Below are 14,219 nucleotides of genomic sequence, written 5' to 3'. Positions count from 1 at the left end.
GTTTAAGAGTTAGTTAAGTAATAACTTCCCAATTTTTTCGTGTCCTGCTAACCAAGCTGTGTTTTTGTCAACAAACTTAATGGTATAATAACTGTCTTTAGATACTTCTTTCCAGGTATTTCCACCATCATTAGAAAAAGAAACTCCTGTTTTACCAACAGCAAAAACTTCCTTTCCGTTGGTGTTTGGAACATATTGTACACAACTTTTATAATTTGGGTTATTGTTGTCTGAAACAATTTCCCAAGTTTTACCACCATCAGAAGTTATGGCTTTGTTTTTACAATTGTCTTCCGGTTTAGAGTAATCTCCACCGATTACTATCCCATTGTTTTCATCAAAAAAATCAACAGAATAAATTCCTTGAGGGCCATTTCCTTGAACGATTGGAGTATTATAAATACTCCAAGTTTGGCCTTTATCTGTAGATTTTAACATGCGTGCTTTTTTTCCGCCAGAAACAATCCAAACCGTATTGTTAATGATTTTTATATTGGTGTTACTCGCAGCAAAAAAGGCTTCACCATTTTCAAATATTGGTAATTTATCGCATGGAATTTTTGTCCAAGTGTTTCCTCTATCTGAAGTTAAAATAATAGAAGGACATTGATCCGTAGGATCACCAACAGCAATACCATATTTATCATCGGCAAAGAATTTCATAGCATCGTAAAAAGCTTTTTCATGCTCTTCAGTATATACTAAATCAATTTTTTTATCTGAAATTTTATATAATAAAGCTGGATTTCCAACAGATAGGGCAAAAATATTTTCTCCACTTTTCGTAATGCTTCTAAAATGAGGAATTATAGTATCTTGAAAATGAATATTTTTTATTTTCCAGTTTTTACCAGCATCCGAAGTAAAACCAATATCTCCTTTTGAGCCTGCATAGTACATCGAGTTTTTATCAATTACTTCAATAGCTCTAATACTTGTGCTATCTATTGTAAATTCCTGTATGGTGATATTATTAATTACTCTAGGCTTGTACTCATTTTTACAGGATGTAAGCAAAATTCCGAAGGAAATAAATAAAAGGAAATGTTTCATTGGTTTTTCATATTTTAGTAGTCTAAAGTAACTATTTTTTAATGAAAAAAGCATTGGTAATTTCAGGTGGCGGAAGCAAAGGAGCATTCGCTGGAGGAGTAGCTGAGTATTTAATGAAAAAAAAGGGAAAAGACTATGACTTGTTTTTAGGAACCTCTACCGGTAGTTTAATGGTTTCACATTTAGCTTTAGGAATGGTTGATGAACTTAAAGAATTATATACCAATGTGAATCAGCGTAGTATTTTTAGCAACAATCCTTTCGAAATTAAAAAAGTTCATGGTGAAAAAGTAATATCAATTCGACACATTAATACCCTTTGGAATTTTATAAACGGGCGGAAAACGTTTGGTGAGAGTAAAAATTTGCGTAAGCTTATTAAAGAGAAAATCACTAAAGATATGTACTACAGAATAAGAGAAACACATAAAGATGTGGTGGTAACTGTTTCGAATTTAACAGAAAGTAAAATTGAGTATAAATCTATTGTAGAATGTACTTATGAAGACTTTTGCGATTGGATTTGGGGGTCGTGTAATTATGTGCCTTTTATGAGTTTATTAGAGAAAAACTACTGTCAGTACGCAGATGGTGGTTTTGGTTGTTTGATTCCTATTAGAGAAGCTATTTTAAGAGGTGCCAAAGAAGTTGATGCTATTATTTTAGAAACAGAAATTACACAGTTTAATCGCTTACCTGCTAAAAATCCTTTTTCATTATTATTTGATGTTTTTGATTTTATGTTAGAACATGTAGAAAGGCACAACATAACCATTGGTAAACTTTCAGCAAAACATAATGATGTAAAACTGAATTTATATTACACACCAACTGTTTTAACTACGAACTCACTTATTTTTGATAAAAAATTGATGAGTAGCTGGTGGAAACAAGGGTATGAGCATGCTAGAAGTGAAAATGATGCGTTGATGAGTGAATTTAGACCCGAATTGATGAATAATCAAGAAGTAGAAGAAGGGTTAGAAAACATGGAAATTTAGTATGAAATTTGGAAAAGTAGAACATCCTGAATTTGTAGATTTTACATTGCCTAAAACACATCCTGATACTGTTAGAATTTTATCGAAGTATGAAACAGTAGAGAAACCTTCGGTGTATGTAGGTTGTGCTAAGTGGAACAAAGCTGATCTAAAAGGATTTTATCCAAAAGGAACAAAAGATGAACTCGTTTATTATTCGAGTCAGTTTAATTCGATAGAGCTAAACGCTACTTTTTATAGGCAATTTCCTGCAGAACAGTTCGAGAAATGGAAAAATAAAACTCCAGAAGGATTTAAATTTTTTCCGAAGTTAACACAAGAAATCAGTCATTGGAAACGATTAGAAGGAGTTGCTGATGCAGTAAATTACTATTTAGATTGTGCTTTGCGGTTAGAAGAAAAATTAGGAACTATCTTTTTACAGTTGCATAGTAATTTTGGTCCCAAGAACTTTGATAAATTACAAAACTTTGTAGAGAGTTGGCCGAAGGAGGTTTCATTATCTGTAGAGTGTAGACATACAGATTGGTTTACAGATGATAGTGTTTCAAAAGAGTTTTATCAGTTGTTAGAAGACAATACAATTTCTAACACAATTGTGGATACAGCAGGCAGAAGAGATATGTTGCATATGCGTTTAACGAATAATGAAGCTTTTGTAAGATATGTCGGAGCAAATCATCCTACGGATTATACACGTTTAGATGATTGGGTAAACCGTTTGAAAGAATGGACAGGGTTAGGTTTACAAAACATTCACTTTTTTATTCATCAAAATTTAGAAGTTCAATCACCTTTATTAGCCTCTTATTTTATTCAAAAACTAAATAAAGAGTTGGGAATGAATTTAAAAATACCCAATGAAGGTCAACAAGCGAGTTTATTTTAAATAAAAAAATCCAGTAATTTACTGGATTTTTATTTTTGATTGAAGTTGATTCTTATTTCAACTCAACATACATATTGTTGTAATCAAGGAAAGTCATATTAGAGTCCCAAATTTTATCAGTTTTAAAAGATCTCTTTTGAGTAGAAACTCCTTTAGATCCAGTAAGAATATATTGAATGGTTCTTTCTAATAAAGGCTCGTTATTTGGGTCTCCTAGAACTCCTAAATTTGCAGGATCTTCTTCAATTTCTACTTCAGGAATATAACCTTCAGGCTCGTTTTCGTTGTCTTTATTCTGAATCTCTAAAACAATTGGTTGAATTGCCCATGCATGAGATGTATTAAAGTTTGGTCCGTTACGAGTATAATCATCAGAATCGTATAAAGTAATAGAACCTACTTGCTTTCCTACGGTTTGAGTACCTACTAGTTTTACGTCTATGTATGCTTTTAAAGCGTTAATTACTAATTCTGAAGCAGAGGCAGTTGCATCAGAAACTATAAAATAAACAGTATTTAAATTTAAACTATTAATAGATTCGCTTACAATACCATTGTTAATTTGGTCAGTAAAGTAATCGATAAAGTTACTGTTATTTATGTTGCTCATTACTTTGTTATTCCATATTTGTTTAGCGAAAATAGCATCGTTTGATTGTGTAGAGATCATGCTTCCTAAATAGATTGCTGATCTAACAGAACCACCACCGTTATAGCGTAAATCCACTATTAAATCGGTAATAGCATCTGCTTTAAAAGTCGCGAAAGCATTATTTAATTCATCATCAAATTCTGTAGAAAACTGATTATACATTAAATAACCTATTTTAGTAGTACCATTATCAAATACTGTTTTAGCAATTTTTACAGGGTTTTCTTGAAGGTCTGTTTTTGTAACGTTTATAGTTGATCCATTTACAATAGGATTCCCTCCATTAAAATCGGCTAGAGAAATCGTAAAACTGTTGAGGTCAAACAAATCATTGTAATTACCTATTGTTATTTGTGTTCCGTTAATTTCTGAAAAAATCATACCGCGTGTTACACCATTATTTTCAGCATCAGAACCAATAACAACATCTCTAACATATGCGTAAACATTGTTGGATCCATCTTCATAACGATTTAATGTAACTTTCATTCCACTAGTTAATCTTCTCCCTTGAAAAGAGTCTTCTAAAGCAATATAATCATCAACAATCCACGAGAATATTCTTTGAGGATCTCTAGGATATTCATTTTGATAAGAAATCAAGCTATAAAATAAATCATCAGGAGCATTGAAACCAGCTAAATAATTATTAAGTTGATTTCTATTCACAAAACGATTATCTGCTAAATCGAGTACTTCCCCCTGCCATTTGTAATAAGCGTTCATACCGCCCCAAACAAAATCATTAATTTTAATATCTTGAGGGATCTCTTCTGTTTTAGAACAGTTATAAAAAAGAAAAGATGTTAATAATGTTACAATAAGTAAAAGAGAATATCGAATTTTCATAAAACAGTATTTATTAATACAGACAACGCAATTTAGTTAATATTAGTATTTTTTTAAAATTTATGTAACAAAAATAATTTTGCCTCGTCGTAGGTATGTAAAGTTGATAAAAAATACGCAAAATTTATTAAGAAATTACACTAACTAAGTAACCAAACAATGAATCAGTCAGACTTTTTAAAAGTTGTAATCCCCTTTAAAGACAAAGTCTTTCGCTTAGCGAAACGATTATTAGTCTCCACGGAAGAAGCTGAAGACGCAACACAGGAGTTGTTTTTTAAGCTGTGGAAGAATAAAGAAAAATTGTCTGAGTATAACAATGTAGAAGCTTTTGCTATGACCATGACTAAAAATTATTGTTACGATCGTTTAAAATCGAAACAAGCAAGTAATTTAACATTGGTTCATAATAATTATAAAGAAAAAGAAACATCGCTTGATAAAAAAATAGAACAAGAAGATAGTGTAAACCAAGTACACAAGCTCATTGAAAATTTACCCGAACAGCAAAAGATCATCATTCAGTTAAGAGATATTGAGCAATATGATTTTGATGAAATATGTAAAATGGTGGATATGAAACCAACCGCTGTAAGAGTAGCTTTATCAAGAGCACGAAAAACAATAAGAGAGGCATTAATTAAAAAACATAACTATGGAGTTAGCTAACATAGAAAAGTTATTAGATAAATATCTAGACGCAGAAACCACATTACAAGAAGAAAATATCCTTCGTAATTATTTTACTACAGGTAATGTAGCACCACACTTACAAGAGTATGGTATGATGTTTGGATATTTTAAACAAAACAAAAGTGAAACCTATACAAAAACCATTCAGTTAAAACCTGAGAATACTAGAAAAAAGAACTGGAAATGGTTAACCGTAGCAGCGTCAGTAGCTTTGTTAATAAGTGTCTTTATAGGAAGACAAGAGTATAACAAGTATCAACAACGTAAACAGTTTGCACAAATAAAAGAAGCGCTAGAACAAGTTTCATTCAATCTAAATAAAGGAAATGATGTGTTGTATGCAGTTTCAGACAATTTAAACAAAGGAAATGATGCATTATACGCAGTTTCAAACAACTTAAATAAAGGAAATGATGCTGTTACAAAATTGAGAATCTATGAAGAGACTGCTAATACAGTTATCAAAAAAGTAAATTATTAATTAAACAAGAAAGTAACCCAAGTAAATAAAATAAGAATATCATGAAAAAAGTAATATTAATATTAGCCGTAGTTTTTACATCAAATGTAATGTTCGCACAAGGAATGTTCGATAAATTAGAAGATTTAGATGATGTATCAACAGTAGTAGTAACTAAAGATGCCTTTGAGTTATTAAGAAAATTTCCAGATGCAAATTCTAAAGACATGAAAGTGTTTAACACTGCAAAAGGATTGCAAGAGTTAAAGGTGTTTTCTACCGAGAATATGTCTATAGCATCTGATATGGAAAAAATGGTAAATGCAGCCATTAAAAAAGGAGATATGACACAATTAATGCGTGTAAAGGACAAAGGATCTCGTGTAAAAATTTATATCAAAGCAACAAAAAACAAAGATATTGTTAGTGAAGTATTGATGTTTGTTAAAAATAAAGATGAGAAAGATGATAAGCCAAGTTCAACCGTTATTTCTTTGATTGGAGAAATAAACATGAATGAGTTAGCAGAAATTGCCAACGATTACGATAAGAAGCCTAAAGAATAATAGTTTATCTAAAAGTTTAAAACGCAGTCGATGATTATCAGACTGCGTTTTTTAATCTAATCAATTAAAAAACTACAAAATGAAAAAAGTATATATACTAGTTACATTATTTCTTGCAGTAACTATTACTTCATGTAAAAAAGAGAGTTTGCAAGGATATTTTATAAAAACAGAAGAGAAACCAAACTTTGTTCGGTTAGACCTTTCTACAAGTTTACTTACTTCTTATTTAGAAGAGAATACTACAGAGGAAGAAAAAAATACATTTAAGAGTATACAAAAAGTAAATATTGCTTTTTTACCACAAAACAAAGCAACAGAAGCTGAAATAACAGAAGAAAGAGAAACGTTAAGTAGTGTGATGAACAATACTAATTACAAATCGTTAATGCGTATTAATGATAAAAGAGGAAAAGCAACAATTTACTATGCTGGTGAAGTTGATGCTATTGATGAAATTGTAGCTGTGGGTTATGCAAAAGAATTTGGAGTTGGAGTAGCGAGAATATTAGGAAAAGATATGAATCCTAATAAGATTATGATGATGCTACAAAAAGCAAAAATAGATAAAAATAGTAAGGGGTTAGAAAAGCTTAAAGATATTTTTGGAGGAGAGCTTCAAACAGAAAAAATAAAAGTAGAGCCAAAAGAATAAAATTCTTATCATATTACTATAAAACCACAACCGATTAAAAAAAGGTTGTGGTTTTTTGTTTTAACTACGCATTAACAGAGGAATCACTTAAAATTGCTATTTTTGAGGCAATCATTAAAGTGCAATACTTTTTGAATAAAAATTTGAAGTAAAAGATTTATGAAGAATATATTCCTATCCCTAATTGTAGCCCTACTAACAACAATTACATTTGCACAAACATCACCAGAGTACAGAGCAGAAAGAGATAAAATTCACGATTTAGTACATACAAAATTAAAAGTGGATTTTAACTTTCAAGAGCAAACGATGAATGGAGAAGAATGGGTAACGATAAAATCGCATTTTTATCCGCAAGAAAAAGTGATCTTAGATGCCAAGGGAATGTTAATGCATAAAGTGACTTTAAACAATCAAACATTAAGTTATAATTACGATAATAATGAATTAATCATTGATTTACCTCGTAAGTATAATAGAAATGAAGAATTTACGCTGTACATAAAATATACAGCACAGCCAGAAAAAGTGAAACAAAAAGGAAGTAAAGCAATTACTTCGGCAAAAGGATTGTATTTTATTAATCCAACAGGATTAGACGAAAATAAACCAACTCAAATTTGGACACAAGGAGAAACGGAAGCTAGTAGCTGTTGGTTTCCAACGATAGATGCTCCAAATCAAAAAACATCACAAGAAATTTATATTACTGTTCCTCAAAAATTTGTAACCCTTTCAAACGGAAAGTTAGAAAAAGAAACAAATAATGCAAACGGAACCCGTACAGATTATTGGAATTTTACTCAAAAACACGCTCCATACTTGTTCTTTATGGGAATTGGTGAATATGAAATTGTAAAAGACACTTATAATAATAAACCAGTTGACTACTATGTAGAAAAGGAATATGCTCCGTATGCAAAACAAATCTTTGGTAAAACGCCAGAAATGTTACAGTTTTTCTCAAAAATTACAGGAATTGAATATCCGTGGAATAAATACGCGCAAATTGTGGGTAGAGATTACGTAAGTGGAGCAATGGAAAATACTACTGCGGTAATTCATGGTGAAAACGCATACCAAACTCCAGGGCAGTTAATAGACGAGAATATACAAGAAAACACGATTGCGCACGAAGCTTTTCATCATTGGTTTGGAGATTTAGTAACGGCCGAAAGCTGGAGTAACTTAACCGTAAATGAAAGTTTTGCAAATTATAGCGAGTATTTATGGAGAGAGTATAAATACGGAAAAGAGGATGCTGATGCACATTTATTTGAAGATGTACAAGGATATAAAAACGGACAAAATTACGATAAGCATTTAGTGCGTTTTAATTATGATGATAAAGAAGATATGTTTGATGGCGTAAGCTATAACAAAGGTGGTGCAATCTTACATATGTTACGCAATTATTTAGATGACGAAGCTTTTTACGCTGGATTAAACAACTATTTAACCAAAAACAAATACGGAACAGGAGAAGCGCATCAATTGCGTTTAGCTTTGGAAGAGGTAAGTGGTAAAGATTTAAACTGGTTTTTTAATCAATGGTATTTTGGTAGTGGGCACCCGAAGTTAGATATTTCTTATGATTTTAACGAATTGCGTAAAACAGTAACAGTTAATATATTTCAAACGCAAGCGGAAGAATTTCAGTTTCCATTTGCTATTGATGTATTTGAAGGTACTAAAGCAACGCGACATAATGTTTTTGTAAAAGGGAAAGATGCATCATTTACATTTCCGTATATCACGCAACCAAAATTAATTCAAGTAAATGCAGATGGTGTTTTGTTGTGTGATATTAATGAAAACAAAGTGTTGAGCGATTATATTTTTCAGATTAAACATGCTAAATATTATACTCATAAAAGAGAAGCGTTGTTAGAAGTTGCCATAAAGCAAGATAATAAAGATGCATTTGAAGCTATTGCAGAAGCGATGAATGATCCGTTTTATAAAATTAGAATGTTAGCTTTAGAAAACATTAATCTAATCAATAAAAACTCTAAGAAAAGAGAAATAGAAACGATTAAGAAAATAGCGAATAACGATCCTAAAACTTTAGTACAAGCTACAGCTATTGAAACTTTAGGTAAATTAACCGACCCTGAATTAAAAACCATTTTCGAAAAAGCCTTAGAAAGTCCGTCGTATTCAGTAATGGGGAAAGCTTTAGTAGCGTTGTATTACATAGATAAACCGATGGCGATTGCAAAGTCGAAAGAATTACCTAATGAGGTTAAAAAGATCATTGCAACACCATTAACGCGTATTTATTTAGAAGAGAAAGATGAGGGTGAATTAACATTTATAGCAGGAAATGTTATGTCGGGAATGTATTTAAGCGCAGATAAAAAGATACAATCGTTGTACAAAAAAGCTTACGAAAAGATTTCAAAAAGTAATAATACAGAAGCCATTTCAAATTTAACGGATGATATTGTTTCAAAAGGAAAGCAATACAAACAATACGGTTTCGATCAAGTTGGGATAAACTTATTACGTCAAATGGTAGAAATGCAAAAGAAAGCGAATACAGTTAATGAAATAAAAAATATAGAGGTAATTAAAAAAGCAATGGCAAAATTATTAGAGTAGGTTTAGAATTTAAAATAACTTTACAGGCGTTGGCATGGTAATTGAAAATTATCCTCAAATTATTTACTATACATGAAAAAAATTACTTTATTATTTTTAATAACACTAACAATAGTTTCTTGTAGTAGTGTTAAATCTACTCAAAAAGCTATTAATTCTGGTAATTATGATAAGGCCATTTCTTTATCAATAGAGAATTTAAAGAAAAATAAAACCAAAGAAAAGAATCAGCCTTATGTAGAAATGTTAGTAAAAGCATTTAAAAAGGTTAAAGAAAGAGATGAGGCTAGAATTGCTTTTTTAAAAAAAGAAAATCGTCCAGAAAATTTAGAGTCAATTTTAAATTTATATCAGCAATTAAACAACCGTCAAGAAAGAATAAAGCCATTATTACCCTTAAAAGTTTTAGCAACTGGAAGAAATGCTGAATTTAAGATGCGTAATTATGACGATGAGTTAATTGCTACCAAAGCAGAATTATCAGAATATTTATATAATAACGCAGCGTCAGCTTTTAATGATGCGAGTCAAGATAAATATCGATACAGAGCTGTTTTTGAAGAGTTGCAATATTTAGATAGAATTAATCCGAATTATAAGGATACTAAAAATTTAATGGATGAAGCGCATGATAGAGGAACCGATTTTGTTTACGTATTGGTAAAAAATGAAACCAGGCAAGTAATTCCTAGAAGGTTAGAAGAAGATCTATTAGCAATGGATACGTATGGGTTAAATGATCTATGGACTGTTTATCACGCTCAAAAAAATAGACAAATTAAGTATGATTATAATTTAGAATTAAACTTGAGGAGAATTGATATTTCACCTGAGCAAATTCATGAAAAAGAAATCATCAAAGAGAAACAAATTAAAGACGGATACAAGTATTTGTATGACGAGAAAGGAAATATTGTTAAAGACAGTTTAGGGAATAAAATTAAAGTGGATAAATTTAAAAAAATCCGTTGTCGTGTATATAAATTCACACAAAATAAAAGTAGTTCAATAACAGGAGTTGTTAAGTATATAGATAATTATTCAAGACAGTTACTGAAAAAATTCCCTATACAAAGTGAGTTTATTTTTGAACATGCCTATGCAAATTATGATGGTGACAGAAGAGCTTTAGATGATTCTTTTACGAATTTAATTCAATTAAAAGAAGTTTATTTTCCGTCTAACGAACAAATGATTTACGATACAGGAACCGATTTAAAAGAAAAACTAAAATATATTATTACCCGTAATAAATTTAATAGGTAGTTTTTGATTAAGAATAAAAATGGATTTATTTTCTTCTTCGGATGAATTGCAAAACCTGCTTCCTAAAAACGGAACGGTAAATTACTACGGACTTGTTTTTTCACGTCAACAAGCAGATGAATTGTATGATGTTTTGTTAAATACCATTGAATGGAGAAATGATGAAGCTATTATCTTTGGAAAACGAATGGTTACCAAACGAAAAGTAGCTTGGTATGCCGAAAAACCTTTTGAATACACATATTCTAAAGTAACCAAACATGCTTTACCATTTACCGAAGATTTATTAAAAATAAAAAGTACTGTAGAAAAAGTAACTAATGAAACCTATAATTCGTGTTTACTGAATTTATATCACGATGGTGCCGAAGGTATGGCATGGCATAGCGACGGAGAAAAAGACCTAAAGAAAAACGGAGCGATTGCCTCTGTAACTTTTGGTGCTGAACGTAAGTTTGGATTTAAACACAAAGAAACTAAAGAAGTAGTATCGTTGGTATTAGAACACGGATCGTTATTAGTGATGAAAGACGAAACCCAAACCCACTGGCTACATCGATTACCACCTACCAAAATAAAACATAGGCCAAGAGTAAACTTAACGTTTAGAACGATTGAAAATGGATAAGTACAACACATTTAATGGAAAAGCATACAGATTTTTATCATTTGAAGGTTTTTATAAAACTATAGAAAATAAATCTTTACGGTTTACAAGAATTGATGGTTTTAATGATCCATTGGATTGTAGCCCGTTTCTTCACCCCGAAATAGAATGGAATGAAGTTGAAAATAATTATGGGAAACAATTTCCTGATTTGACTGTAGATTTTGTTAAGCAAAAAGCCTTAGGTTCTCTTTTTGTTTGTTGTTTTAGTAAAGAGTATGATACAGATGACTCATATCTAATGTGGTCGCATTATGCCAATTCACATACTCAGGTTTGCTTTGAAATTGACTTTTCCATTAATCATTATTTAGGAGGTCCATCAGAAGTTATTTATCCAAATAACTTAAAAGAATATTCATTAAATAATGCTGAAAATATTGGCTTAATGATTGTTACAAGTAAGCTAAAACAATGGAAATATGAAAAAGAAGTTAGGTTAGTTATAGATATTAATTACAGAGGAGTTAAAGATAATATTCAATTTGTAAAGGGAGATAATAAACATCTATATTCTCCAATAGATTTACAGCTAATTTCCAAAGTAATATTTGGTTTAAAATCGAATTTTGAAAATGAAAAAAAGATAATTCTAATGTTTTTGGAAAGAGGATTACAACCTACTTTTGAAAAAATGAGAATATCTCCAATAGATTTAAAACTTGAGTCTATAAAATATAATATCGATAAAATTACTTCATCTTCTCAAAAAAACTCAACTCGTAATTCGATAACAATTCAGGATGTGTAATTTTAATAATATCTTTTAAAACTAAATCTGGTCGGGTAGGAGCGAGTTCAAAATATACAACACCCCCAGTAGCGCCTTTTTTTAAGTTAGGTGTATAAATATGATCATTTTTAAATGCTGCAAACTGTGTATAGTGCTGGTTGTTGTTGTGCATTTCTTCTTTCGTGTTAAAATACCCAGGAGCGATCCAAAAATCAGCGTTTTGAGCTTTGTCTAACACACTTTCAAAACTTAAAGACAAACTTCCTTTACCTTCGGTATCTTTCCATAAATAATTAGTATTTGCGTCTTTTAAAAATTGTGCAACAAAACTTCCGCCTGCGGGTAAGTTCCAGATATCTTTACTCATTATAGCTCCCGATAAAACTGTGGGCTTTATAGTTGCTTTTTGAGCAATTTTTTTGGCTTCTAAATAGCTTTTTTCAATACTTTTAAAAATGCTATCTGCTTGTTGTTCTTTGTTAAATAATACCCCGAAAAACTTAATCCATTCGGCACGACCTAACGGAGTTTCTTCTAACCAATCCCCATTTAACAATACCGGAATTCCGTTTTGCTCGATGAGGCTTAATGATTTATTGGTTTTTTGCATGGAAAAAGCCACTACAAGCTCAGGCTGTAAATCGAGTAAAACTTCGGTGTTGAGGTTAGCTTCTTGTCCTATTTCTTTAATATTTCCTGCATCAATCAATTTTCTGGTTTTCACAGAAGAAACATATTTGGGATGTGGGAATCCAACTAAAGAAGTTTCTCCTCCCAACAATTCTAACATCGGAATATGCGTTGTTGAGGTAACCACTAATTTTTCTACGGGTGTTTTTATCGAGCCTTTTTCATCATCCGAAGAAAAAAGATATTCAAATGTTTCATCAGCATCTAAATACGGATTTTTAACAATCAACTTGGTTTTGTTTCCAATTCGTTGAATATCAAATCCCTTTGCGTATTTTACTAAGCTTTCAGTTTGTGTAGTTACAACTTCTTTTTTAGGAGTTTGTTTACATGAAACCAATACGAATAGGCATCCGAAGAAAAAATAAAGACGATTTTTCATTTATGAATACACTTGGTTTTCTTGTTCTTGAACTCTAATAAAAGTGGTTCTTTTGGTCAATTCTTTTAATCTGCTAGCACCAACATAGGTACACGTAGAACGCACACCACCCAAAATATCATTTACCGTATTATGAACATTACCACGATACGGAATTTCAACAGTTTTTCCTTCAGAAGCTCTATAATTAGCAACGCCACCAACGTGTTTGTTCATGGCAGTTTCAGAACTCATACCATAAAATATTTTGAATTTTTCGCCGTCTTTTTCTATTAAATTACCACCGCTTTGTTCATGACCAGCCAACATACCGCCTAACATCACAAAATCGGCACCACCACCAAAAGCTTTGGCAACATCACCAGGAGTTTTACAACCTCCGTCAGAAATAATTTGTCCGCCTAAACCATGAGCAGCATCCGCACACTCAATAATTGCAGACAATTGTGGGTAACCAACACCCGTTTTAACACGTGTCGTACATACCGAACCAGGGCCAATTCCTACTTTAATAATATCGGCACCTGCCAATAATAATTCTTCTACCATTTCGCCAGTAACTACGTTACCCGCAATAATGGTTTTATCAGGATGTTTTTCTCTCATTTTTTTTACAAAACTCACAAAATGTTCTGAATAACCATTGGCAACATCAATACAAATAAAATCGATTTGAGGAAAAGCTGTTAATATTTTTGTAGTTTTTTCAGCATCTGATTTCCCTGTACCTGTACTAACGGCAATGTTTCTAATGGTTTGCTCGTTGGCGTTGGTAACAAAATCTTTCCATTGCTCAAAAGAATAGTGTTTATGAATTGCGGTGAAAACGTTATGTTCTGCTAAAGCTGTAGCCATTTCAAACGTGCCTACAGTGTCCATATTAGCAGCCATAATAGGTACACCTTTCCAGGTTTTTTTACTGTTTAAGAACGTGAATTCACGGTCTAGCGTTACTTGCGAACGCGACTTTAAAGTGGAACGTTTTGGGCGAATCATTACATCTTTAAATCCTAATTTAAGCTCGTTTTCTATTCTCATTTTGTAGTTAAAAAAATTATT

General features: G+C 31.4%; 14 protein-coding genes. 10 read left to right on the top strand and 4 right to left on the bottom strand.

What is annotated here, in order from left to right; genetic code table 11:
- Positions 1 to 9: 9 nt before the first annotated feature.
- On the bottom strand, positions 10 to 1,053 hold the full coding sequence (locus C7447_RS07980; RefSeq protein ID WP_148869983.1) for a WD40/YVTN/BNR-like repeat-containing protein: 1,044 nt from the start codon (positions 1,051 to 1,053) through the stop codon (positions 10 to 12).
- Between the two features lie 41 nt (positions 1,054 to 1,094).
- On the opposite strand from C7447_RS07980, the gene C7447_RS07975 reads away from it, so the two are divergent.
- Together C7447_RS07975 and C7447_RS07970 are read left to right on the top strand one after the other, a co-directional pair.
- On the top strand, positions 1,095 to 2,054 hold the full coding sequence (locus C7447_RS07975) for a patatin-like phospholipase family protein (protein ID WP_148869982.1): 960 nt from the start codon (positions 1,095 to 1,097) through the stop codon (positions 2,052 to 2,054).
- A 1-nt stretch (position 2,055) separates the two neighbouring features.
- Positions 2,056 to 2,943: a DUF72 domain-containing protein gene (locus tag C7447_RS07970; RefSeq protein ID WP_148869981.1), complete on the top strand. Its 888-nt coding sequence runs from the start codon at positions 2,056 to 2,058 to the stop codon at positions 2,941 to 2,943.
- Positions 2,944 to 2,995: 52 nt separating this feature from the next.
- Here C7447_RS07970 and C7447_RS07965 read toward each other — a convergent pair whose 3' ends face one another.
- Positions 2,996 to 4,444, bottom strand: a complete 1,449-nt coding sequence (locus C7447_RS07965; RefSeq protein ID WP_148869980.1) for a S41 family peptidase — start codon at positions 4,442 to 4,444, stop codon at positions 2,996 to 2,998.
- Between the two features lie 159 nt (positions 4,445 to 4,603).
- Here C7447_RS07965 and C7447_RS07960 point away from each other — a divergent pair, with 159 nt between their 5' ends.
- The 8 genes from C7447_RS07960 (at position 4,604) to C7447_RS07925 (ending at position 12,106) form a co-directional block, all read left to right on the top strand.
- Positions 4,604 to 5,113, top strand: coding sequence for an RNA polymerase sigma factor (locus C7447_RS07960; RefSeq protein WP_148869979.1), 510 nt, complete (start codon positions 4,604 to 4,606; stop codon positions 5,111 to 5,113).
- Entirely contained in the window at positions 5,100 to 5,618 is a 519-nt protein-coding gene (locus tag C7447_RS07955; RefSeq protein WP_148869978.1) for a hypothetical protein, read from the top strand. Before C7447_RS07960 ends, C7447_RS07955 begins: the two co-directional genes overlap by 14 nt.
- A 41-nt stretch (positions 5,619 to 5,659) precedes the next feature.
- Complete coding sequence (locus C7447_RS07950; RefSeq protein WP_148869977.1) at positions 5,660 to 6,163, top strand: DUF4252 domain-containing protein; 504 nt, start codon at positions 5,660 to 5,662, stop codon at positions 6,161 to 6,163.
- Between the two features lie 79 nt (positions 6,164 to 6,242).
- Positions 6,243 to 6,818, top strand: a complete 576-nt coding sequence (locus tag C7447_RS07945) for a DUF4252 domain-containing protein (protein ID WP_148869976.1) — start codon at positions 6,243 to 6,245, stop codon at positions 6,816 to 6,818.
- 159 nt (positions 6,819 to 6,977) lie between these two features.
- Positions 6,978 to 9,422, top strand: a complete 2,445-nt coding sequence (locus tag C7447_RS07940; protein WP_148869975.1) for a M1 family metallopeptidase — start codon at positions 6,978 to 6,980, stop codon at positions 9,420 to 9,422.
- Between the two features lie 72 nt (positions 9,423 to 9,494).
- Positions 9,495 to 10,688, top strand: a complete 1,194-nt coding sequence (locus C7447_RS07935; protein WP_148869974.1) for a hypothetical protein — start codon at positions 9,495 to 9,497, stop codon at positions 10,686 to 10,688.
- A 19-nt stretch (positions 10,689 to 10,707) separates the two neighbouring features.
- Positions 10,708 to 11,316: an alpha-ketoglutarate-dependent dioxygenase AlkB family protein gene (locus C7447_RS07930; RefSeq protein WP_148869973.1), complete on the top strand. Its 609-nt coding sequence runs from the start codon at positions 10,708 to 10,710 to the stop codon at positions 11,314 to 11,316.
- Positions 11,309 to 12,106 carry a DUF2971 domain-containing protein gene (locus C7447_RS07925; protein ID WP_148869972.1) on the top strand — a complete coding sequence of 266 codons (798 nt, stop codon included), beginning with the start codon at positions 11,309 to 11,311 and terminating at the stop codon, positions 12,104 to 12,106. The genes C7447_RS07930 and C7447_RS07925 overlap by 8 nt, the downstream gene beginning before the upstream one ends.
- Here C7447_RS07925 and C7447_RS07920 read toward each other — a convergent pair.
- On the bottom strand, positions 12,048 to 13,160 hold the full coding sequence (locus C7447_RS07920) for an ABC transporter substrate-binding protein (RefSeq protein WP_148869971.1): 1,113 nt from the start codon (positions 13,158 to 13,160) through the stop codon (positions 12,048 to 12,050). The two genes, C7447_RS07925 and C7447_RS07920, sit on opposite strands and share 59 nt — an antisense overlap.
- Positions 13,161 to 14,198: a GMP reductase gene (guaC, locus tag C7447_RS07915; RefSeq protein ID WP_148869970.1), complete on the bottom strand. Its 1,038-nt coding sequence runs from the start codon at positions 14,196 to 14,198 to the stop codon at positions 13,161 to 13,163.
- Positions 14,199 to 14,219 lie beyond the last annotated feature (21 nt).

The sequence above is a fragment of the Tenacibaculum adriaticum genome, from assembly GCF_008124875.1.
In the GTDB taxonomy this organism is placed as follows: domain Bacteria; phylum Bacteroidota; class Bacteroidia; order Flavobacteriales; family Flavobacteriaceae; genus Polaribacter; species Polaribacter adriaticus.
This window is presented reverse-complemented; position numbering and strand designations above follow the sequence as displayed.